This is a genomic window from Streptomyces sp. NBC_00057 (genome assembly GCF_045041165.1).
Taxonomy (GTDB): Bacteria; Actinomycetota; Actinomycetes; order Streptomycetales; family Streptomycetaceae; genus Streptomyces.
This window is the reverse complement of the sequence record NZ_CP108256.1, coordinates 6,407,482-6,429,272: the sequence shown is the minus strand read 5'-3', so window position 1 is coordinate 6,429,272 and position 21,791 is coordinate 6,407,482. Positions and strand designations below refer to the sequence as shown.

The following is a 21,791-nucleotide window of genomic DNA, read 5'->3' as shown; positions in this document are numbered from 1 at the left end:
CGGTGTGTCGGGGTGCAGTGATCACTGGCCTACTCGGCCGTCGACCCGCTCGCGCAGAAGGTCGGCGTGGCCGCAGTGTCGCGCGTACTCCGCGATCTGTGCCACCAGGACTTCGCGAAGCTGCTCGTCCCCACCGGGTTCGGGGCCGAGGTCGGAGAGGCCGGCGTTCCGGGTGCTGAGGTCGGTGACGCCGGCCAGGTACCGGTCGGTGAGTTCCATCTCTGCCCGCCACTGCCGCCAGGCGTCCTCCACGACCGCCGGGTCGGCGATCGCACCGTTGAAGTCGCCGTCACGGTCTTCGTCGGTGCGGTACAGCTTCGGTGCGTCCTCGCCGGCCATCACCCGGCGAAGGTGTCGTTCCTCCTCGGCCATGTGCCGCACCAGCCCGAGCAGGGACATCGTGGACGGCGGTACGGCGCGCCGGGCCATCTGTTCGGCATCCAGGCCGGCACATTTCATTTCCAGGGTGAGGCGGTAGTGGCGCTGGAAGTCGAGCAGGATGCTGCGTTCATCGACAGCCCTGGCATCCGTCTCGCGCGGGTCGTCGTCCGGATCAACCCACATGTCGGGATAGATGGTTGACCGCGTCCACCGAGTCGCCGCTGATTCATTGATGTGATCATCCGAGTCCATGTGGGCATCGTCGCGGATGTCGACACTGTCCACCACTGGATATTGGGCATCTGCGTCAGCCGGCGGCCGGCCAATCGATTCGGACAGGGCAGGGACGGCCGAGGGGCGGCTCGGGGCGGCCGGATCGGCGCGCGCTCCGGGCCGAGTGCGCGGCCGCGCCTCGTTCGCGCCGTCGCGCCCCGTTCGCGCCGCGTTCACCGGAATACCTCGGCGACAAGGAAGGTTTCACCCTGCACACGTCTGGCGGCCGGTGCTGCCCGCCAAAGGACCCGCACGCCTCTTCAGACCCTCGATCACGCCGCCCGGAGGCCGCACGTATGCCACAGACGACGAACGAACAGCACGCCGGGGAACTCCCCGATCCACGGACGCGCAGGGTGGGCGGCGGTGTCGTCCCCGTGCTCGCCTTCGCGGGTATCACCGTCGCGGTGATGCAGACCCTGCTCGTCCCCGTCATCAAGGATCTGCCGACCCTTCTCCACACCGATCCGTCCAACGCCACCTGGGTGATGACCGCGACCCTGCTGGCGGGGGCCGTCGCGACCCCGATCATGGGGCGGCTCGGCGATCTCTACGGCAAGCGGAAGATGCTGCTCGCCAGCCTCGCCGTGATGGTGATCGGTTCACTGATATGCGCCTTCACCGACGATCTCGTGGTCATGATCGTGGGACGCGCGCTCCAGGGCTTCGCCATGGGCGTCATCCCGCTGGGCATCGGCATCATGCGCGACGAGCTGCCGCGCGAGAGGCTCGGCTCGGCGATGGCGCTGATGAGTTCCTCGATCGGAGTGGGCGGCGGACTCGCGCTGCCCGCCGCCGCGCTGGTCGCCCAGCACTCCGACTGGCACACCCTGTTCTTCGGCGCGGCCGGTCTCGGTGTGCTGTCGATGGTGCTCACCGTCCTCGTCGTGCCGGAGACCACCCTGCGCGCCCCCGGGCGGTTCGACATCGTCGGCGCGCTCGGGCTCTCGCTCGGCCTGGTCTGCCTGCTGCTGCCCGTCACCAAGGGCAGTGACTGGGGCTGGACCTCGGGCACCACGCTCGGTCTGATCGCCGCCGCCCTGGTGATTCTGGTCCTGTGGGGCCTCTTCGAGCTGCGCAGCCCGGCGCCGCTGGTCGATCTGCGGACCACGGCCCGGCGCGAGGTGCTGCTCACCAATCTCGCCTCGATCATGGTCGGGGTCGCCTTCTACGCGGTTTCGCTCGTCCTGCCGCAACTGCTTCAGCTGCCGGCGTCGACGGGGTACGGGCTCGGCCGGTCGATGGTGGTCGCCGGGCTGTGCGTGGCGCCGCTCGGCCTGACGATGATGTTCGTCGCCCCGCTGTACGCCCGGCTGTCCGCCCGCCGCGGCCCCAAGGTGTCGCTGATGCTCGGGATGCTGATCATCGCGATCGGTTACGGGGCCGGGCTCGGGCTGATGAGCGCCGCCTGGCAGACCGTCGTGATCGCGGTGGTGCTCGGGGCCGGTATCGGACTCGCCTACTCCTCGCTGCCCGCGCTGATCATCGGGGCCGTCGATCCGTCCGAGACGGGTGCGGCCAACGGTCTGAACACCCTGATGAGGTCGATCGGTACGTCGGTGTCGAGCGCCGTGATCGGCATGGTGCTGGCGAACACCTCGGTGCGGACGGGCGGGGTGTCGTTGCCCTCGATGGAGGGGTTCCGCATCTCGTTCCTGATCGCGACGGGCGCGGTGGTGGTCGGGCTGGTACTGGCCGCGTTCCTGCCGTCGCAGCGCGATGCGATGCGCCCGGCGCTGCTGGCGAGCAGCGACGACGACGCGTCGGCCCCCGCACTCTCCGCGTCCCGCCCGGTCACCGGTTCGGGCGGCTTCCGCGGCCGGGTGCTGGACACGGACGGTACGCCGGTGGCCCGCGCCAATGTCACGCTGATCGACCACCGGGGCCGGCAGGCCGGTCTCACCGTGGCGGACGAGGGCGGCCACTACATGCTGGCCGCCCCGTCCGGCGGCAACTTCGTGCTGGCCGGATCGGCCACCGGATACGCGCCGCGCGCCTACCCGGCGGTCTACCCGGGCAACGGGCTGCCGGTCGACGCCGATCTGGTGCTGACGGTCAGCGCACCGGAGCGTCGAACCGCGGTGTCGTCGTGAGCAGATGAGAGACGTCCGACCGTTCCCGACCAGTGCGCATGAGTGAGTCCTGGACCCACTGCTGCGTTCTGGGCGCATCCCGAACGGTTTTGGATGCGCTGGGTTCCCGCTTCACAGTACGTCTCCTTCGCCTGCTGGAAGGTCAGGCGCAGGGGGTCCTCGCCCGCTCGCTCGATGGTCCCGGTGACGGTGCGCGGGACTTGGTGTGGCTCACATGCTGACGCCACACCGGGCCCCGCGCTCCGCATCAGGAACCGTCGATCAGTTTCTCTACCTCGGGCGGAAGTTCTGAGCCGGAGTAAGCGGCGAAGACCGTGGCTTCCTCGGGTGTGTCCCCGATGGCGATGGCCACCTCGGGAGAGATGCCGTCCACCTCGTAGGCGGTCTCCGTCGTGGCCGGCTCCTCGTTCTTGTCCTGGCCGCCGGTGTCGTCACAGGGTGGTTTGGTGGCAACGCCGAGCTTCTTCCCGACCGTGAAGTCCACGTTCGCCACGTCCCGATACGATCGGTCCTGGTAGGTGTACCGGTTGACACAGGAAGCCGATTCCTCCCCACCGCTGCTGCTGTCTGCCGTGCACGCGGCTGCTGACATCACCATGGCCGCCGCCAATAGCGCGCCCGCGGTTCGCCCGGTCGACCTCATCCGTTTCCCCCTCAGTAAATGCGGCGAAGAGCGAGTTCTCCCTTGCCGGGAGTCCTTGCCTTCGTTGTGCATGTAAACGGGATTCGTGCGCATGGTGAGGCCCTCATATCCCGAACCGACACGCCCCAGCCCGTTGATGTGTCCGGCCTCATGAGTACTCATGGTCGGCCGGGACAGCCCTGGTGAGCGCCGTATCCGGCCGGAGGAGCGAGCACCCGCCCAGGCAGGTCGACGAACTTCGCGCCGAGTAGACGTCAGCAACCCGGATCAGGTTCCCTTGTCGCGCCACCGCCCCGTTTCGGACCACGGCGTGAACATGTCGTCGACCGCCGCGAGAGCAGCCAAAGCCTCGGCCGGTTCCGCCCGCGTCATCCAGGACGCCCCGCCGACGCCTTCGGCGGGGGCGTACGGCACGATGGGGCGCCGTCGAACGCGTACCCGCAGAACCGTCCCCACCAGGAGGAACCCGTGCCCGCCGAGTCCGTCGCCGAGCCCAAGCCCGAGATTCTCACCGCCTTCCAGGCCGCCAAGGGCTTCATGCCGGTGGTCGAAGGACTCGCGCTGTACGAGGCCGCCGTCGAGGCCGCCGCGCTGGGGCTGCCGATCCTCGAGGTCGGGACCTACTGCGGGCGCTCCACCATCCTGCTCGCCGATGTCGCCCGGGCGGCCGGCGTGACGGCTCTCACCGTCGACCACCACCGCGGCAGCGAGGAGCAGCAGCCCGGCTGGGAGTACCACGACCCGACCGTCGTGGACCCGGAGGTCGGCCGGATGGACACGCTGCCGACGTTCCGCCGGACCCTGCACGCGGCAGGTCTCGAAGACCATGTCGTGGCCCTGGTCGGACGGTCTCCGCAGGTCGCGGCCGTCTGGGGCGGAAAGCTCGGCTTCGTCTTCATCGACGGCGGTCACACCGACGAGCATGCGAACGGTGACTACGAGGGCTGGGCGCCACATGTCGCCGATGGCGGGCTGCTCGTGATCCACGATGTGTTCCCGGACCCCGCGCACGGCGGCCAGGCTCCGTATCGCGTCTATCTGCGGGCGCTGGCCTCGGGCGCGTTCACCGAGGTCTCGGTGACGGATTCGCTGCGGGTGCTGCGGCGCACGGGATCGGGGATCTGAGACCGACGCCCCGATAGCATCGCGGGGTGCCGTACGACGAGAGCGTTCCCCCCACCCCGCGCCGCCGGCCCCTGTTCGTCACCGTCGCGTTCGCGACCGTGTGCCTGAGTGCCGCGGGCTGCGACGCGGGCGGTGGCAGCGGCGCAGCGCAGGACCTGCCCCGGCAGGGCAGCAGCGGTACGTCCGCCGCCCCGCCGTCGACGAATACTCCGGTGCCGGAGAAGACGTCCGCCTCCCCCACCCCGTCCGCGAAGCCGTCGAAGTCCGCGCCCGGCCGGGCGTCCGGGCCGTTGTCCGGGAAGACCGTCGTCATCGACCCCGGCCACAACCCCAACAACCGTCTGCACACCCGCGAGATCAACCGCCAGGTGGACATCGGCACCACGCACAAGGAGTGCGACACCACCGGAACCTCGACCAACTCCGGTTACGCGGAAGCCCGGTTCACCCTTGACGTGTCGCACCGGCTGCGTACGCTCCTGCAGGACCAGGGGGCAAAGGTCGTGCTGACGTACGACAACGACCGCCCGTACGGGCCCTGTGTCGACGAGCGGGCCCGGATCGGCAACGAGGCCAAGGCCGATGCGGTGGTCTCGGTGCACGCGGACGGTTCCGCGGTCGGCAACCGCGGCTTCCATGTGATCCTCCCCGCGCCGGTACGGGGAGGAGCGGCGGACACCTCGAAGATCGTCGAGCCGTCGCGCGATCTCGGCACCCGGATCGCAGGTCTCTTCGTACGCGATACCGGAAGTGCACCTTCCAATTACGTGGGCGGCAATACCGGGTTGGACATCCGCAAGGACCTGGGCGGACTGAATTTGTCGACCGTGCCCAAAGTGTTCATCGAATGCGGCAATATGCGTGACCCGAAGGACGCCGCCCTGCTCACCAGTGCGAGCTGGCGCCAGAAGGCGGCACAGGGCATTGCCGATGGCATCAGCAGCTATCTGAACGGGTAGCAAGAGGTAGTTCCGAGGCGAAATTGGGGGGAAGTGCGTCCACCGTCCGGGCAGGGACACAACCCGCCCGGGCAGACGATAGATTCATCCGTACGATGGGGAGCCGCTCCCGAGCTTCGCGCCGTGCCCGCCCTACCGGCGGCAGTGACGACCGCCCCGACGAGACGATCGACTAAGGACCTTTACGTGAATATCCGCTCCCTCACTCGAGGCGACGGCGTGGTGATCGGAGCAGCGGTGGTGCTGTTCATCGCCTCTTTCCTCGACCTCTCCGGCTTCGATTGCCCTGCGGGCCTCAACTGCTCCAGTTACAACGCCCCGAACGCCTGGGACGCGCTCGGGATCCTCATGAGCGTCTTCGTGGCCGGAATCATCGCTGCGGCACTGATCGTTGTGGGCCGTGCCATGCCGGCCCGCAAGGTGCTCGGCTTCGACCTCGGCCAATTCGGCGCCGCCTTCAGTGTCTTCGCTCTGTGGACCGCGTTCTGGACGACCATTGACGCCAGCGACGCGGGCGCGGGCATGATTCTCGGCCTGCTCGCGACCATCGTGCTCGCGGGTGGCGCGGTAGCCACCCCGCTGGTCCCCGCACTCAAGGCCCCGCTGGTGGGCGCCCCGCGTCCGCAGGCCGTGCAGCCGCCGTACGGCGGCCAGCCGCAGCCCGGCCAGGGCTACGGCTACCCCGGCGCCCAGCAGCAGCCGTACGGTGCACAGCCGGGTCAGCAGCAGCCGTACGGTGCGCAGCCGCAGCCCGGTCAGCCGGAGCCGCAGCAGGCCCGGCCGGCTCCGGCGGCCGGTGCGCCGGCCGGTGACTTCACGCCGTTCTGGTTCGCGGTGCCGGTGGCGCGCCCACTGTACGGGGAGGACGGTTCGCCGTCGCCGATCGCCGAGTTGGCGCCCGGCACCTGGTACCTCGCGGTGGAGCAGCGCGGTCCGGGCCTCATCGCCCAGACCCAGGACGGCCGTCGTGGTGTGCTCCAGGACACCACGGGCATCCAGCGCGGCTGAGTCCACGCTTCCGTAGCACGAACAGCGGCCTCCCGCCCCTTCCGGGCGGGGGGCCGCTGTCGTACTCTCCGACCGTGCGTCAAGGATCTGACGCGCCGTCAGCAATAGTGGGAGGCAGCGGAATGCGGCTCGGACTCGCGCTCGGCTACTGGGGCCGCGGCCCGAACCCCGCCCATCTGGAGCTCGCCCGGGAGGCGGAGGAGCTGGGGTACGGCTCGGTGTGGACTGCGGAGGCCTGGGGCTCCGACGCGTTCACCCCGCTGACCTGGATCGCCGCGCACACCTCCCGCATCCGGCTGGGCACCGGTATCGCGCAGATGGCGGCGCGCACCCCGACGGCGACCGCCATGCACGCCCTGACCCTCGACCATCTCTCCGGCGGCCGGATGATGCTCGGCCTGGGTCTGTCCGGGCCGCAGGTGGTGGAGGGCTGGTACGGGCGGCCGTTCCCGAAGAGCCCACTGACCGCGACCCGTGAGTACGTCGACGTCATCCGCCAAGTGCTCTGCCGCGAGGCCCCCGTTGAGCTGGACGGGCGCTTCCACTCCCACCCGTACAACGGTCCGGACGCCACCGGTCTGGGCAAGCCGCTGAAGCCGATCACCCATCCGCTGCGGTCCCGGCTGCCCGTACTGCTCGGGGCGGAGGGGCCGAAGAACATCGCGCAGACGACGAGGATCGCCGACGGCTGGCTGCCGCTGTACTGGTCACCGCTGCGCACCGATGTGTACGAGGCGTCGCTCACGGACCTGCCCGACGGATTCATGATCGCGCCGATGGCCCGTGCACAGATCTGTGACGATGTCGCCGAGGGGCTGCTGCCCGTGAAGGCGATGCTCGGTTTCTACATCGGGGGGATGGGGCACGCGGCCCGTAATTTCCATGCCGATCTGATGGCGCGGATGGGATTCGAGGAAGAGGCGCGGCGGATCCAGCAGCTGTTCCTCGAAGGGCGCAAGGAGGAGGCGGTACTGGCCGTGCCGGACACGTTCGCCGATGAGATCTCGCTCGTCGGGCCCCGTCAACGGATCGCGGAGCGGCTGGAGTTGTGGCGCAAGGGGCCGGTGACCGATCTGCTGGTGACGGCACCGGACCCGCACACCCTGCGGGTGCTCGCGGAGCTCAACTAGGCCGAGCCGGGTCCGTCGGCCAGGCCCCGGTGCCGACCGGAGCGGGCCGCACCCGCCGTCGTGGCGCGGTGCGTTCCCAGGGCTGGGGGTCGGGGTACGTCAGGAGTTCCAGCGTGCTGCCCCATGGGGTGCGCAGATACGCGAACCGGTTGCGCTCCCCCGCTTCGGGGCCCGACAGCGGCTGCGCCTGGGCGAGCAGCGAGGCTCCCGCGGCCACACAGTCCCGCACGGCCGCGTCCAGATCGTCGGCGTAGAGCGCCACATGCTGCCAGCCGAAGTCGCAGGGCAGCACCGGTGGTTCCCGGCGGGGGCCCTGGAACTCGTACAGCTCGATGCCCGGGCCGTCGCCGGGAAGGGCCAGCATCCGGATCGACAACTGCTGTGTGCCCGCCGGGACTCCGAGCCGCCGCTCGACATCCGGCCCGCCCTGCGGGCGGTCCTGGCGGCGCAGGGTGTCGTACAGCACCTCGGCGCCGAACGCCCTGACGAGAAAGAGGGTGGCAGTCTCCAGGTCGGGGACCGTGACCCCGATGTGGTCGATGCCTCGCACGCTTGTGGCCGTCATGGGTTCACCGCTCCTGTCCCGGGGCTGCCCAGACCGCCCCGTCCGCCCCGGAGCGGGCCCGCTCCGGGATCGTGCCCCCGCGCGACCAGGCCAGCAGTTCGTCGGCCGACCACGTGGTGATGACGCGTTCCGCCGGGACGCGGCACTCCTCGGCGCGGGCGCAGCCGTGGATCTGCCAGTCCAGCTGTCCGGGCGCGTGTGCGTCGGTGTCGACGGAGAACAGGGTGCCCGCGGCGACGGCGCGACGCAGCAGCCGGCGGGGCGGGTCGAGCCGTTCGGGCCGGCTGTTGATCTCCACCGCCGTGCCCTCCTCCACGCACGCGGCGAAGACCTCGTCCGCGTCGAACCGGGACTCCGGGCGGCCCCGGCCGGTGATCAGCCGCCCTGTGCAGTGCCCGAGGACGTTCGCCCGCGGATGACGGACGGCCGCGAGCAGGCGTTTGGTCATCGGGGCAGCGCCCATCCGCAATTCGGAGTGTACGGAGACCACCACGACGTCCAGCTGATCCAGCAGCTCCTCCTCCTGGTCGAGGGAACCGTCGGGGAGGATGTCGCACTCGATGCCGCTGAGCAGTCGGAACGGCGCCCAGCCCGCGTTGAGCTCGGCGATCACATCCAGCTGCCGGCGCAGCCGCTCCGGGGAGAGCCCGTTCGCCACGGTCAGCCGGGGCGAGTGGTCGGTGAGGACCGCCCACTCATGGCCCAGCTCCGCCGCCGTGCGGCCCATCTCCTCGATCGGGCTGCCGCCGTCCGACCAGTCGGAGTGCAGATGGCAGTCGCCGCGCAGCAGGGCGAGGAGGCTCCGGCCGCCCTCGGTGAGCGGGGCGGCAGCGGCCTCTTCCTCCAGCCGCTCCAGGTAGCCGGGCACTTCCCCGGCCACCGCCTCGCGGATCACCTGCGCGGTCTTCGGCCCGATGCCCCTGACCGACTCCAGCGAGCCGTCCGCCACCCGCTGTGCGGCCTCGCCGTCCGTCATCGCCGCCACCGCGTCGGCGGCCGTACGGAATGCCTGCACGCGGTAGGTGTCGGCCCTGCCGCGTTCCAGCAGGAAGGCAATCCGTTTCAGGGCGCGGACGGGCTCCATCGGCACCTCCACCGGGGCCGCCGGACACAACGGGCTCTCCCCTCCAGCTTGGCTCAGGACCGCCGCGCCCGCACAGCGGACGGGGACCGCACAGCGGGAGCGGCCGGTGGAGGCTCAGCCGAACGCCGCGCGCTCCAGCCAGAAGTCCAGCAGTTCCGCGTCCCCCAGCACCTCGACCCGGTCGCTGTCCGGAGCGAGACGCCGGTTGAAGACCAGCATGACGTCGGTGAGCGGGCCCCGCAGCGCCACGGTCGCCTTCTCGTGGGCGCGCCGCCAGGTGAAGCCGTCGTCACCGAACTCGATCAGCCACTCGGCACCCGGCGCGTCCGTGGCGTGCAGATGGATCGTCCGCCCGCCGCCGCGCAGTCCGGCGGCCTCCTTGTCGCCCCAGGCCTGCACGAAGGCGACGATCTCCAGCCACTCCTCGATGGTGTCGGCGGCCACCTCCGGAGCCACCTCGTAGCCGGTCTTCGCCGTGAGCGCCGCGTCGGCCTGGTGGACGATCGTCTCGTGCGCCATGCGGCGCGCCCAGAAGCCCGTGCTCCGCTCCCACCCCCAGGACCACACCTCCTGGCCGGGGCCGGCCGCCCGCAGCGCCTCGGCGGTTTGCGCCGCGCCGGCCGCGAGCCAGGCGTCGAGCACGGCGGGGTCGTCGCCCTCTGGCCTGAACTCCGGTACCCGTTCACGCGGGACCTCTTCGGTGGCCCGGGTACGTACGATCTCGCCGGCCCAACGATGGGCTCTGCCGACATGGACGGCGAGGTCGCGCAGGGTCCACTCGGGGCAGGTCGGGACGGTCGCGTTGAGGTCGGCGCCCTTGATCGCCGCCCTCAACGCGTCGGTGCGGCCGATGATTTCGTCACAGTAGAGGTCGTGCGGGAGTGAGCTCATGCCGCGCACCGTAGTGCGCCGCAACCCCTCTTGCATGTGATTATCCGCCGAGCTGAGAGCTGGTGGGCACCTTGTCCTTCACCTCGGCGCCCGCGCTCCTGCCCGCGTCCTTGATGCCGCTGATCACGCTCTCGAAGGCACCGATGTCGCCCGCGCCCGCCTCACCCTTGCGGAGCTTGCTGCCGAGCCCCTTGAGCGATTCGATGCCCGCCGTCAGCGGCGCGACCGCCTTCGACAGCAGCGGGTCGCCCTTGGCGTTGACCACCGCGGCCTTCAGCCGGTTGTAGGCGAAGCCGCCCGCGAGCCCGGCCTTGACCAGAGCGAGCGTCCGCCCGTCCGCGCCCTTCTTGAACTTGCCCGCACGGTACGGCTTCACGATCCACTGGTACGTCGCACCGGCCGCGAGCCCCGCATTGGCGACGAACCGCGTCTTGGCGAACTTCTGCGCCTCGGCCGAGGACGTGCCGCTCGGGGAGGCGGAGCTGCTCGCGGTCTTGCTCTCCTTGCCGCCGCCGCACGCGGTGGTGCCCACCAGCACTGCGCAGGACAGCAGCAACGAGACGAGCAGACCCCGGAGCGGTACGGGACGGATCACGGCGGAACTGGGCACAGCGGGCCTCCCTGACCGGGCGCATCGCGGCGATCTTTGCGGTGAGTGACGCCTCTCGGCACTCTCCGCAAGGCTCGCCCGGCCCCGGGCAGCGTGCCACTCGGAGCCGCCGTCCGGGTTTCTCCCGCCGGAAAACGGCAACCCGCAACCCATGGCTCCTCGAGCAGGAACGAGAAGCGCCACCGCAGCACGTGTCATAGCCGTCGTGGCCGACATCATGGCCTTCGTCATCGGCTTGTGGATCCTGATGTACCTGCTGGAGGCCAACCGGGGCAACGACCTGGTGAATGTCGTCCAGCACACCGCACGCCGGCTGGTCGTACGACCTGTTCACCTTCGACGAGGCGTGGGCGCGGGTGGTCTCCGGATACGGGCCGGCCGCCGTCGTCCACCTCTTCGCAGGTCACGCGGCGGCCGGCCGCATCCGGCACTAGCTAGGACCTGTCCTGGCCGCAGCAGTCCGGTTCCAGCCCGCGCGGCAGCCGCTCGCCGCTGAAGACCGCGGTGGTCGCCTCGTCGCCGCCGAGCGCGGCCACCGCGAGCAGCAGCGAACCGGCGGTCCAGGTGGTGAGTTCCTCCGGCCAGAACGCCCGGTTGCCCTCGAAGACGTACCCCGTCCAGTACATGCCGCCGTCGGCGCGCAGATGCTGGATGGACTGGAGGATCTCCAGCGCCCGGTCGGACTCGCCCATCACCCAGAGCGCCAGGGCGAGTTCACAGCTCTCGCCGCCGGTCACCCACGGATTGGGCAGCACACAGCGCACCCCGAGGCCGGGGACCACGAAGCGGTCCCAGCTCTCCTCGATCCGCTCCTTGGCGGCCGCTCCGGTGAGCGCGCCGCCGAGGACCGGGTAGTACCAGTCCATCGAGTAGCGGCTCTTGTCCAGGAAGCGTTCCGGGTGGTTGCGGATCGCGTGGGCCAGCGCACCGGTCGCCAGCTCCCAGTCGGGCTGCGGCTCTTCGCGCCGTTCGGCGATGGCGAGTGCGCAGCGCAGCGCCTGGTGGATGGAGGAGCAGCCGGTCAGCAACGCGTCCTCGACAGGGGTTCCGTCGGCTTCGCGCTTCCAGCCGATCTGGCCGCCGGGCTGCTGGAGCCGGAGCACGCATTCGACGGCGGCATAGACCGTCGGCCACATCCGGTCGACGAACGCGTCGTCGCCGGTGGCGAGGTAGTGATGCCAGACACCGACGGCCACGTACGCGCAGAAGTTGGTCTCCAGACCGCGGTCGGTCGGCTGCTCCGGGTCTCCGTCGTGGTACGCGGCGTACCAGGAGCCGTCCTCGTTCTGATGCCGGGCCAGCCAGTCGTACGCGCGTTGCGCGGCGGCGTGCTCGCCGGCCGCGTCGAGGGCCATGGCGGCCTCGGTGTGGTCCCACGGGTCGAGGTGGTGGCCTCGGAACCAGGGCAGCGCACCGTCCTCGCACTGCGCGGCGAGGAGGGCTGCGACGGTCTCGGCGGCCTGCTCGGCGGTGAGGACTCCGGGCAGTACGAGGTGTTCGGTCTGCTCGGGAGTGGTCACGCCTCGGCCTTGGAGAGGTCCTCGGCAGCGGCGGCCACGGGCAGGTGCGGCTTGGTCGCGTACGCCACGAAACTCTTGCCGACGACCGGGTTGAGCAGCTGCTCGGCGACCCGGGTGACGGCCGGCTTCTTCATGATGTCCCAGACCAGCAGCTTGTGGTACGCGCGGACCGGTAGTGCTGCGTCCTTGCCGTCGCGGCCCACCCCGAACGCGCACTTCAGCCACCAGTACGGCGAGTGCAGGGCGTGGGCGTGGTGGGTGCCGTACGGCTTGAGGCCGGCGCCGCGGATCTTGCCGAGCAGTTCGTCGGCCCTGTAGATGCGGATGTGGCCGCCCTCGACCTCGTGGTACGCGTCGGAGAGCGTCCAGCAGACCTTCTCGGGGCCGTAGCGCGGCACGGTGATCGCGATCCGGCCGCCGGGCTTGAGGACCCGGACCATCTCGGCCAGCACACCCTTGTCGTCGGGGATGTGCTCCATCACCTCGGAGATGATCACGACGTCGAAGGACTCGTCGGGGAACGGCAGGTTGAGCGCGTCGCCCTCCATCGCGGTGGCGGTGGCGCCCTCGGGGGCCTCCCCGGCCTCCTTCATCGCGGCGAACCACTTCGCGACCTCGCGGATCTCCTCGCCGTTCTGGTCGAGTGCCACGACCTGGGCGCCGCGCCGGTAGCACTCGAAGGCGTGGCGTCCGGCGCCGCAGCCCAGGTCGAGCACTCGGTCACCTGCGGCGAGCGGGAAGCGGGTGAAGTCCACGGTCAGCACGAATGCCTGCTTTCGCGGTCGAGGGGAATCAGTGGGCGGGGACGACGAGGACTGGCGGCGGTGTCAACGACGGCCGCCGGGGCGGGCGGTACCGGCGCGGGCGGCGATCGCCTCGCGGTAGAGGGCGGCGGTGCCGACGGCGGCCTGCTTCCAGGTGAACCGGGAGAGCACCCGGGCGCGGCCCGCGGCGCCGAGCCGGGCCCGCAGTTCCGGGTCGCCGAGCAGCCGGGCCAGCGCGCCGGCCAGCGCTCCGGCGTCGGCGGGCGGGACGGCCAGGCAGGTCTCGCCGTCCGGGCCCGCGACCTCGGGGATCGCACCGCCGGTCGTGGCGACGAGGGGCGTGCCGGTGGCCATGGCCTCGGCAGCGGGCAGCGAGAAGCCTTCGTACAGCGAGGGAACGCAGGCGATCTGGGCGCTGCGCACCAGGTCGACGAGTTCGGTGTCGCTGATGCCCTTGACGAACTCGACGGCGTCCTGGAGTCCGTGCCGCTCGATGGCCTGCGCGACCGGCCCGTCCTCGGCCCTCTTGCCGACGACCACGAGGTGTGCCTGCGGGTTCTCGGTACGGAGCTTGGCGAGCGCCTCGACGAGGTGGACGAGGCCCTTCAACGGGACGTCGGCGCTGGAGGTGGTGACGATCCGGCCGGGAACCTCGGCGACCGACGGGTCGGGCGACCACAGGTCGGTGTCCGCGCCGATGTGCACGACGTGGATACGGTCCCCCCGCACCCCGAGATGGTCGACGATCTCCTGCTTGGAGGAGCCGGAGACGGTGAGCACCGAGGGCAGCCGGCGCGCGACCCGCTTCTGCATGCGGGTGAAGGCGTACCAGCGGCGAACAGAGGCGCGCCGACGACGGGTCTCGGCGGCGTCCAGGTCCAACTGCCGGTCGACCGTGATGGGGTGGTGGATCGTGGTGACGAGCGGGGCACCGAGGTCCGCCAACAGCCCGTACCCGAGGGTCTGGTTGTCGTGGATGACGTCGAACTCGCCGCGACGGGCGGCAAGATGACGTCGGGCGCGCAGGCTGAAGGTGAGGGGTTCCGGGAAGCCGCCGGTCCACATGGTGGCGACCTCGGCGGCGTCGATCCAGTCCCGATACTCGCCGCGCTTCGGGGTACGGAAGGGGTCGGGCTGGCGATAGAGGTCCAGGCTCGGCAGCTCGGTGAGCGGGACACCCTCGTCGAGCACCGGATAGGGCTGGGCGCCGATCACTTCGACGCTGTGGCCGAGACGGGCGAGCTCGCGGCCGAGGTGGCGTATGTAGACGCCCTGGCCGCCGCAGAACGGGTTGCCCTTGTAGGTGAGGAGTGCGATGCGCAACGGACGGTCGCCGGCGGTGCCCGGCGTGTCGCTGCCCGTGCGGGGGCCCTTCTCTATGGCCTCTGCGGTCACACTCGGCCCCCTTCTCACTGCGTGTTCGCCGGAGCGTAACCGCTCACGCTAATCTAGAACAAGTTTCAGACTGGATCGTTCAATGAGCTACGAATCTACCGGCAGGTAGCGTCGGCGCAACGGCCGGATCAGGTGATTCGCGCCACGACCGGCCACCCTGGCATGCTGTGCGCCGCCGGGAGACCGAGCGCCTCCCTCCGGTTGTGGACAGAAGCCATGGATGGGAACACATGACAGCGGAAGCCAAGCCGGCATCGCCGCCCCTGACGGAGCGACAGGAGGCCCGCCGCCGCCGCATCCTGCACGCCAGCGCCCAGCTCGCCAGCAGGGGCGGATTCGAGGCGGTGCAGATGCGTGAGGTCGCGGAGGCCGCCGAGGTCGCCCTGGGCACGCTGTACCGCTACTTCCCGTCCAAGATCCACCTGCTGGTCGCCACCATGCAGGACCAGCTCCAGCACATGCACACGACGCTGCACAAGCGCCCCCCGGCCGGGGACGACGCGGCGCAGCGGGTCGCCGACACCCTGATGCGGGCGTTCCGCGCACTGCAGCGCGAACCGCATCTGGCGGATGCGATGGTGCGGGCTCTGACCTTCGCGGACCGCAGCGTCAGCCCGGAGGTGGACACCGTCTCGCGGATCACGACGGCGATCATCCTGGACGCGATGGGCCTGGAGCATCCGACGCCCGAGCAACTGTCCGCGGTCCGGGTCATCGAGCACACCTGGCACTCGGCGCTGATCACCTGGCTGTCGGGGCGGGCGTCGATCGCCCAGGTGAAGATAGACATCGAGACGGTGTGCCGGCTGATCGACGTGACGGCACTGCGGGACACATAGGGCCCGTCCGGCCCCGTGGCGGATCGAGATCTTTCATCACACATCCCTCACCGCCCTGTTCGAAAGCGCCACAATCCTCTTCTTAACATGGTCATGACCAGTGCCTGTCCGGCCCTGATCCGCCGGGCAGGGCCTGGCACCGATGGAGAGGAAGACATGACTGACCAGTCAGGCAGTGCAGGCGGCGCGACGGGGATACAGGCCCCGGGCGGACCGGGTTACGGTGCGCAGCCCCCGGCCGGCTACGGGTACCCCGGTGGTGCCCCGCTGCCCAGCGGCAAGGCGACGGCCTCCTTGGTGCTCGGCATCGTCGGGCTGCTGCTGATCCCGATCATCCCGCCGATCATCGCGCTGTGCCTCGGCATCTCGGCCCGGCGCATGGCCGACCGGGGCGAGGGTGGCGGCCGTGGCCAGGCGACCGCCGGAATGGTGATGGGCATCATCGGCGTCGCGTTCGCCGCCCTCGGCGTGGTCGTGGCCACGGCGATGGCGCTCTCCGCCATCTGACGGGCCATCACCGCCCGCGGCCCCGACACATCGGCGCCGTGGGCAGCCCGGGGGCCGGACGGTGCGACGCCCGGCTCCGGCTGCCCACGTACGGCCCCTGGCGCGGCTCGTGCCCCCGGCCCATGTGCGCCCCCCATATGTGCACCGCGCCAGGTGGGGTGCACTGCACCATGTCGACGGCGGCACGGTGTTCATACGGTTCGGCGACATCACATGAACACGCCGAGGAGCCGGTCACCATGCGTCGCAGAGCCACAGGCACCGTCCGTCACCACAGATCTCTCTCCGCCGTCGTCACGCTGGCCTCGGCCGGCCTGCTGCTGGTCGGGTGCACCGCCGCCGGGAAGGCGGGCGAGACCGATTCCGCGTCCGGCAAGGACGCGAAGGACCGGAGCGTGAAGGTGGGCCTGGTCTACTCCCGTACGGGGCTGCTGGCGGACTACGGGAAGCAGTACCGCGACGGGTTCATGGCGGGCCTGGACTACGCGACGAAGGGCACCGGCAAGGTCGCCGGGCACCGTATCGAGGTCACCGAGCAGGACGACGCGGGCGACCCGGGCAAGGCGGTCTCCGCGGCCAAGAACCTGATCGGCAAGGGCTACAAGGTGCTGGCCGGCACCACCGATTCCGGGGTGGCCCTCCAGATGGCGCCGCTCGCCGCCCAGAACAAGGTGCTGTACATCAGCGGCCCCGCCGCCACCGACGGCGTGACCGGCATCAACGACTACACCTTCCGCTCGGGCCGGCAGTCCTACCAGGACATCCTCACGGCCGGGACGATGCTCGGCGAGGCCAAGGGCAAGAAGGTCACGGTGCTGGCCCAGGACTCCACCTTCGGCCAGGCCAATGTCGCCGCCGTGAAGGCCGTCCTCGGCTCCAAGGGCGCGAAGGTGGGCTCCGTACTGGCTCCGCCCAGCGCCACTGACCTGACCCCGTTCGCCCGGCAGGTCAAGGCGGGCGGGCCCGATCTGGTCTTCGTCGCCTGGGCCGGCTCCACCGCCCCGGCGCTGTGGACCGCGCTGGACCAGCAGGGCGTGCTGGGGGCGGGCAAGGTCGTCACGGGTCTCGCCGGAACGGCCTCGTACCCGATCTTCGGGAACGCCGGTTCCAAGGTGTCGTTCCTGGCGCACTACTTCCCCGGCGCGGGCGGCGGCAACGCCGTGGAGAAGTCCATGCTCGACTCGGTCACCAAGGCCGGCGGCACCCCGGACCTGTTCACCCCCGACGGCTTCACCGCGGCGCAGATGGTCGTGCGCGCCGTCGAGGAGGGCGGCGCCACCGATTCCGCCGCCATGGTCAAGGCCCTTGAGGGCTGGAGTTTCGACGGGGTGAAGGGCAAGGAGCAGGTCCGTGCCGAGGACCACGCACTGGTGCAGCCGATGTTCGTCGCGAAGCTCAAGGGGAAGGGCGCCGGTGCCCGGCCGGAGCTGGTGAGCACCGAGCCGATGGACAAGGTGGCGCCGCCCGCCAAGCCCTCGGCGGGCTGACCGATGGCCGTACCGGACACCACCGCGCAGCGCCCGGGCGGGACGCGGAACACCGCCCCGGTGCTTCAACTGGCCGGGCTCGGCTGGGGCGTCGGCGGGGCGACGATCGTCGAGGACGTCACGCTGAGCGTCCACGAGGGCGAGTTCCTCGCCTTCATCGGCCCCAACGGGGCCGGCAAGACCTCTCTGTTCAACCTGATCAGCGGGCTGACCATGGCCACGTCGGGCACGATCGCGCTGGACGGTACGGACATGACGGACCGCCCCGCGCACGCACGGGCGAGGCGCGGCATCGGCCGCACGTTCCAGACGTCCAGCCTCTGGCCCGGGATGAGCGTGGCCGACCACGTCCGGCTGGCCGCTCAGGCGGCCCGGGGCGGCTCGTACCGGCTGTGGCGGCGTGCCTCCCCGTACACCGCCGATGTGAACGGCGTACTGGAACGCACCGGCCTCGGCCACCGGGCACGGGCGATGGCGTCCGAGCTGTCGCACGGCGAGAAGCGGAAGCTGGAGCTGGCGGTGCTGCTGGTGGGCGAGCCGCGGCTGATGCTGCTCGACGAGCCGATGGCTGGGGTGAGCGCGGAGGAGGTCCCCGCGCTGACCGAACTGATCCGCACCCTGCACCGGGACGAGGGCCGCACCGTCCTGATGGTCGAGCACCACATGGACGTCCTGCTGGGCCTGGCCGACCGGCTCGCCGTGATGCACCACGGAAGGCTGCTGGCGCTGGACACCCCGGAGACGGTGACCGCCGACCCGACCGTTCAGCAGGCCTACCTCGGGGAGGGGTTGTGACGACAGGGAACCTGCTCGCCGTACGCGACCTGCGGGTCCTGATCGGCGGCCGGCACATCCTGCACGGCGTGGACCTCGACGTCGCCCGGCACGGGGTGACCGCGCTCCTCGGCCGCAACGGCGCCGGGAAGACCACGACCGTACGCGGCGTGCTCGGCCTCGTCCCGCGCACCGGCAGCGTGCGGCTGGACGGCGAGGAGACCGTGTCGATGCCCACCCACACCGTGGTGCGACTGGGCATCGGTTACGCCCCCGAGGACCGGGGCATCTTCGCCGGACTGACCGTCGCGGAGAATCTGCGTCTGGCCGAGCGGCGCGGCGCGGGCGAGCCCGCGTACCCGCTCGTCCATGAGCTCTTCCCCGAACTGAAGCGCCGGGAACGACAGTTGGCGGGAACATTGTCCGGCGGGCAGCAGCAGATGGTGGCCATCGGCCGCACGCTGCTGGGCGGCAACCGGCTGATCATCGCCGACGAACCCACCAAGGGCCTGGCACCGAAGGTGGTCACCGAGGTCGCCCAGGTGCTGGAGCGGGCCGCCGAGGCGGTGCCGGTGCTGCTCGTGGAGCAGAACCTCGCCGTCGTGCGACGCCTGGCCGAGCACTGTGCGGTGCTCGCCGACGGCCGGACCGCCCATCAGGGACCGGCCGCCGAGCTGCTGGGCGATGCGGAAGCGGCACGTCGCCTGCTGGGCGTGGGTCACGGCCCGGCCACCGAAGCACCTTCCGTGGAGGCGGATTCCTGATGTCCACCGTCGTTCTGCTCACCATGACCGGACTCGGTCTGGGGGCGCTCTACTTCCTGATCGCATCGGGACTCTCACTGATCTTCGGCCTGATGGACGTGCTCAACTTCGCGCACGGGGCGCTGCTCTCCATCGGCGCGTACGGCACCTGGTGGGCGGCGTCCGGCAATCTGCCCGGCGCCGGCCCGGGCGGAGCGGGCTTCGTCCTCGCGGTCCTGTTCGGTACGGCGGTGGGCACCGCGGCCGCCGTGCTGCTGGAACTCGCCGTCGTGCGCCCGCTCTACACCCGGCCGCGCGAGCAGGTGCTCGCCACGGTCGGGGTGGGGCTCGCCGTCCCGGCGCTGCTGTCGGGCATCTGGGGCTCGGACGCCCGGACCTTCCCGGGGCCGAAGGCGCTGTCCGGCACCTTCGGGCTGCTCGGCGCCCAGGTTCCGGTCAACCGGCTGGTACTGGTCGCGGCGGCGGTCGTGGTCCTCGTCGCACTACGGCTCTTCCTCGGCCGTACCCGGCACGGTCTGGTCGTACGGGCCGGAGTCGAGGACCGGGCGATGGTCACCGCCCTGGGTATCGATGTGCGGAAGGCGTTCACGCTCGTCTTCGCGATCGGCGGCTGCGCCGCCGCGCTCGGCGGGGCGCTCGGCGGCCTGTACTTCGGCTCGGTCGACCCCCGCCAGGGCACCTCGCTGCTGATCTTCGCGTTCGTCGTGGTGGTCACCGGGGGCATGGGCTCGGTGACCGGCGCCGCCGTGGCATCCGCCGTCATCGGCCTGGTCCAGCAGTTCGCCAACTACTACACCGCAGCGGGCCTCGGCGACCTGGCCGTCGTCGTCCTGCTCGCCGCGCTGCTGCTTCTGCGGCCGCGCGGACTGACCGGGAGGCTCGCGTGAGCGCCGTCACCGAGACACACGACCGCACCGGCGAAAAGCGCACGGCCGCACCGGCCCCCGGGAACACCGCCCGGCTGCTGCGCCGCTGGTGGCCCGCCGCCGCACTGCTGATCCTCGCCGTCGCGCCGTACAGCGCACTGCCGCTGCCCGGACTCCTGGACGGCCCGCTCGGCAGCCCGGGCAGTCTCCAACTGCTCGCCACCTGCCTGCTGTTCGGCGCGCTGGCAACCGGCTACGACCTGCTGCTCGGCCGCACCGGGCTGCTCTCCTTCGGGCATGCGCTCTACTTCGCCGCGGGCAGCTACGCCACCAACATGTTCCTGCTGGAGGCGGGCCTCCCGTTCGCCGTGTCCGCGCTGCTCGGCCTCTGCTTCGGGATCGCGCTCGCGCTGGTCCTGGGGTCGGTGAGCCTGCGGGTCACCGGCATCGGCTTCTCCATGGTGACGCTGGCCTTCGCCCAGGCGGGCTCGATCCTGGTCTCCCGCAACCCCGGTGGTTTCACCGGCGGCGAGGAGGGCCGGGCCGCCCCCGCGGATCTGCTGCCGTCCGGGCTCGTGGGCATCGAGCACACCGCGAACCTCTACTGGGTGGCGCTCGCCTATCTGGTCCTCACCCTCGCCGTCGTCCACTGGGTGGTCCGCTCCCCCACCGGACGGGTCTGGGAGGGCATCAAGGAGAACGAACGCCGGGTGGAGGTACTGGGGTTGAAGCCGTACGGCTTCAAGCTGACGGCCTTCGTCCTGGCGGGCGCGCTGGCCGCGCTGGGCGGTCTGGTGCACCTGCTGCTCACCGGCGGCTCGACGCCCCAGACAACCACCTCGGACTTCACCCTCTCGCTGCTGGTGATGGTGGTGCTGGGCGGATCGGGCACCCGCTGGGGCCCGATGGTCGGCGGCATCCTCTACACCTGGGCCGATCACCGGCTCGGCGATCTGGCCGGGTCGGGCGCGGTCGCCGATCTGCCCGCGGTGCTGCGGGTGCCGCTCTCCCAGCCGCTGTTCCTGCTCGGCGTGCTGTTCGTGGCCGTGGTACACCTGCTGCCGGGCGGCCTGGCCCGGCTGCCGTCCCGGCTGGCCGCGGTACGACGCGGGCCCGCCACCGAAACGCTCCCGTCCGGGAAGGCCCGAAAGGAGAACGGACGCCCGTGATTCCGTACGAAGAGGTACAGGTCCCCGTGACCGGGGGCGAGTTGGCGGTACTGAAGTGGCCGGCCCGAGAGCCGGACGCGCCGGTCGTCGTCGCCCTGCACGGCATCACGGCCAACGCGCTGTCCTGGGGCCCGGTGGCGAGGACGCTGGACGGCCGCGTCACCCTGATCGCCCCGGATCTGCGCGGCCGGGCCGGGAGTTCGGCCCTGCCGGGGCCGTACGGGATCGCCACACACACCGATGACATCGCCGCCCTGACCGAGGCCCTGGGCCTGGACCGGGTGGTACTGGCCGGCCATTCGATGGGCGCGTTCGTGGCGGCGCTGGCCGCCGTACGGCACCCGGAACGGTTCGGGCCGCTGCTGCTGGTCGACGGCGGCATCGGCTTCCCCGCCCCCACTCATCTCTCCCCGGACGAGCTGATGACCGCCGTGATCGGCCCGGCCATGGACCGGCTGTCGATGACCTTCCCCGACCGGGCCGCCTACCGCTCCTTCTGGCAGGGACACCCGGCGTTCGCGGGTGCGTGGTCGGCCGAGGTGGATGCGTACATCCAGCGCGACCTGACCGGGGACGAACCCGCCATGCACTCCACCTGCAGGATCGAGGCGGTACGCACCGACGGCATCGGCCTCTTCGACGAGGAGGTGCTGACGGCGGTACGGAAGCTGCCGGCTCCGGCGACTCTGCTGTGGGCGCAGCGGGGCCTGATGAACGAGGAGCAGGGCCTGTACGACGAGACGCGCCTGGCAGCGGCCGACCTCGGGGGCACGGAGGTGACACCGGTGCCGGTACGGGAGGTCAACCACTACACGCTGCTGACGGGAGAAGCGGGCGCCGGAGAAATCGCACACCACTTGCTGACCATGTCCGGCACCACCGGCTCGTCCGGCACCCCCAGCCCGTCCGGCGCTTGAGGACACAGAGAACAGAACCCACCCCGG

General features: G+C 70.9%; 23 protein-coding genes and 1 pseudogene. 14 read left to right on the top strand and 10 right to left on the bottom strand.

Going from position 1 to position 21,791, the window contains the following annotated elements; genetic code table 11:
- Positions 1-21 precede the first annotated feature (21 nt).
- Positions 22-633, bottom strand: coding sequence for a DinB family protein (locus OG953_RS30245; protein WP_405688272.1), 612 nt, complete (start codon positions 631-633; stop codon positions 22-24).
- A 317-nt stretch (positions 634-950) separates the two neighbouring features.
- Here OG953_RS30245 and OG953_RS30240 point away from each other — a divergent pair, with 317 nt between their 5' ends.
- A complete protein-coding gene (locus tag OG953_RS30240; protein WP_405688270.1) occupies positions 951-2,747 on the top strand; it encodes an MFS transporter in 1,797 nt (598 codons plus the stop codon).
- Between the two features lie 247 nt (positions 2,748-2,994).
- On the opposite strand, the gene OG953_RS30235 is transcribed toward OG953_RS30240, so the two are convergent.
- Both OG953_RS30235 and OG953_RS30230 read right to left on the bottom strand, forming a co-directional pair.
- Complete coding sequence (locus OG953_RS30235) at positions 2,995-3,240, bottom strand: DUF6281 family protein (RefSeq protein ID WP_405688267.1); 246 nt, start codon at positions 3,238-3,240, stop codon at positions 2,995-2,997.
- A 417-nt stretch (positions 3,241-3,657) separates the two neighbouring features.
- A complete protein-coding gene (locus tag OG953_RS30230) occupies positions 3,658-3,804 on the bottom strand; it encodes a hypothetical protein (protein WP_405688265.1) in 147 nt (48 codons plus the stop codon).
- Positions 3,805-3,858: 54 nt separating this feature from the next.
- On the opposite strand from OG953_RS30230, the gene OG953_RS30225 reads away from it, so the two are divergent.
- From OG953_RS30225 to OG953_RS30210, 4 genes are all read left to right on the top strand, one after another.
- A complete protein-coding gene (locus tag OG953_RS30225; RefSeq protein ID WP_405688263.1) occupies positions 3,859-4,515 on the top strand; it encodes a class I SAM-dependent methyltransferase in 657 nt (218 codons plus the stop codon).
- Positions 4,516-4,541: 26 nt separating this feature from the next.
- Positions 4,542-5,474: an N-acetylmuramoyl-L-alanine amidase gene (locus OG953_RS30220; RefSeq protein WP_405688261.1), complete on the top strand. Its 933-nt coding sequence runs from the start codon at positions 4,542-4,544 to the stop codon at positions 5,472-5,474.
- Positions 5,475-5,660: 186 nt separating this feature from the next.
- Positions 5,661-6,482, top strand: a complete 822-nt coding sequence (locus OG953_RS30215; RefSeq protein ID WP_405688259.1) for a hypothetical protein — start codon at positions 5,661-5,663, stop codon at positions 6,480-6,482.
- Between the two features lie 122 nt (positions 6,483-6,604).
- Positions 6,605-7,612 (top strand): LLM class F420-dependent oxidoreductase, encoded by a 1,008-nt coding sequence (locus tag OG953_RS30210; RefSeq protein WP_405688258.1) that lies wholly within the window; start codon positions 6,605-6,607, stop codon positions 7,610-7,612.
- Here OG953_RS30210 and OG953_RS30205 read toward each other — a convergent pair.
- The 4 genes from OG953_RS30205 to OG953_RS30190 all read right to left on the bottom strand — a co-directional run bounded on the left by OG953_RS30205 (position 7,605) and on the right by OG953_RS30190 (position 10,747).
- A complete protein-coding gene (locus tag OG953_RS30205; protein ID WP_405688256.1) occupies positions 7,605-8,177 on the bottom strand; it encodes a VOC family protein in 573 nt (190 codons plus the stop codon). The two genes, OG953_RS30210 and OG953_RS30205, sit on opposite strands and share 8 nt — an antisense overlap.
- 4 nt (positions 8,178-8,181) lie before the next feature.
- Entirely contained in the window at positions 8,182-9,261 is a 1,080-nt protein-coding gene (locus OG953_RS30200) for a PHP domain-containing protein (RefSeq protein ID WP_405688254.1), read from the bottom strand.
- Positions 9,262-9,375: 114 nt separating this feature from the next.
- Positions 9,376-10,152: a maleylpyruvate isomerase family mycothiol-dependent enzyme gene (locus tag OG953_RS30195; protein ID WP_405688253.1), complete on the bottom strand. Its 777-nt coding sequence runs from the start codon at positions 10,150-10,152 to the stop codon at positions 9,376-9,378.
- A gap of 40 nt (positions 10,153-10,192) precedes the next feature.
- Complete coding sequence (locus tag OG953_RS30190; RefSeq protein ID WP_405692140.1) at positions 10,193-10,747, bottom strand: hypothetical protein; 555 nt, start codon at positions 10,745-10,747, stop codon at positions 10,193-10,195.
- Between the two features lie 166 nt (positions 10,748-10,913).
- Here OG953_RS30190 and OG953_RS30185 point away from each other — a divergent pair.
- Positions 10,914-11,196, top strand: a pseudogene (locus OG953_RS30185) (hypothetical protein).
- On the opposite strand, the gene OG953_RS30180 reads toward OG953_RS30185, so the two are convergent.
- The 3 genes from OG953_RS30180 to OG953_RS30170 all read right to left on the bottom strand — a co-directional run bounded on the left by OG953_RS30180 (position 11,197) and on the right by OG953_RS30170 (position 14,441).
- Entirely contained in the window at positions 11,197-12,282 is a 1,086-nt protein-coding gene (locus OG953_RS30180; RefSeq protein WP_405688251.1) for a prenyltransferase, read from the bottom strand.
- Positions 12,279-13,046, bottom strand: a complete 768-nt coding sequence (locus OG953_RS30175; RefSeq protein WP_405688249.1) for a class I SAM-dependent methyltransferase — start codon at positions 13,044-13,046, stop codon at positions 12,279-12,281. The genes OG953_RS30180 and OG953_RS30175 overlap by 4 nt, the downstream gene beginning before the upstream one ends.
- Positions 13,047-13,109: 63 nt before the next feature.
- Entirely contained in the window at positions 13,110-14,441 is a 1,332-nt protein-coding gene (locus OG953_RS30170) for a glycosyltransferase family 4 protein (protein WP_405688248.1), read from the bottom strand.
- Between the two features lie 230 nt (positions 14,442-14,671).
- On the opposite strand from OG953_RS30170, the gene OG953_RS30165 reads away from it, so the two are divergent.
- The 8 genes from OG953_RS30165 to OG953_RS30130 all read left to right on the top strand — a co-directional run bounded on the left by OG953_RS30165 (position 14,672) and on the right by OG953_RS30130 (position 21,764).
- Positions 14,672-15,280, top strand: a complete 609-nt coding sequence (locus OG953_RS30165; protein ID WP_405688246.1) for a TetR family transcriptional regulator — start codon at positions 14,672-14,674, stop codon at positions 15,278-15,280.
- 156 nt (positions 15,281-15,436) lie between these two features.
- Positions 15,437-15,787 carry a DUF4190 domain-containing protein gene (locus OG953_RS30160; protein ID WP_405688244.1) on the top strand — a complete coding sequence of 117 codons (351 nt, stop codon included), beginning with the start codon at positions 15,437-15,439 and terminating at the stop codon, positions 15,785-15,787.
- Positions 15,788-16,026: 239 nt separating this feature from the next.
- On the top strand, positions 16,027-17,274 hold the full coding sequence (locus OG953_RS30155) for a substrate-binding domain-containing protein (protein ID WP_405688242.1): 1,248 nt from the start codon (positions 16,027-16,029) through the stop codon (positions 17,272-17,274).
- Between the two features lie 3 nt (positions 17,275-17,277).
- Positions 17,278-18,069 carry an ABC transporter ATP-binding protein gene (locus OG953_RS30150; protein WP_405688240.1) on the top strand — a complete coding sequence of 264 codons (792 nt, stop codon included), beginning with the start codon at positions 17,278-17,280 and terminating at the stop codon, positions 18,067-18,069.
- Complete coding sequence (locus tag OG953_RS30145) at positions 18,066-18,812, top strand: ABC transporter ATP-binding protein (RefSeq protein WP_405688238.1); 747 nt, start codon at positions 18,066-18,068, stop codon at positions 18,810-18,812. Before OG953_RS30150 ends, OG953_RS30145 begins: the two co-directional genes overlap by 4 nt.
- Positions 18,812-19,699, top strand: a complete 888-nt coding sequence (locus OG953_RS30140) for a branched-chain amino acid ABC transporter permease (protein ID WP_327275496.1) — start codon at positions 18,812-18,814, stop codon at positions 19,697-19,699. Before OG953_RS30145 ends, OG953_RS30140 begins: the two co-directional genes overlap by 1 nt.
- A complete protein-coding gene (locus OG953_RS30135) occupies positions 19,696-20,847 on the top strand; it encodes a branched-chain amino acid ABC transporter permease (protein WP_405688236.1) in 1,152 nt (383 codons plus the stop codon). The genes OG953_RS30140 and OG953_RS30135 overlap by 4 nt, the downstream gene beginning before the upstream one ends.
- On the top strand, positions 20,844-21,764 hold the full coding sequence (locus OG953_RS30130; RefSeq protein ID WP_405688235.1) for an alpha/beta fold hydrolase: 921 nt from the start codon (positions 20,844-20,846) through the stop codon (positions 21,762-21,764). Before OG953_RS30135 ends, OG953_RS30130 begins: the two co-directional genes overlap by 4 nt.
- Positions 21,765-21,791 lie beyond the last annotated feature (27 nt).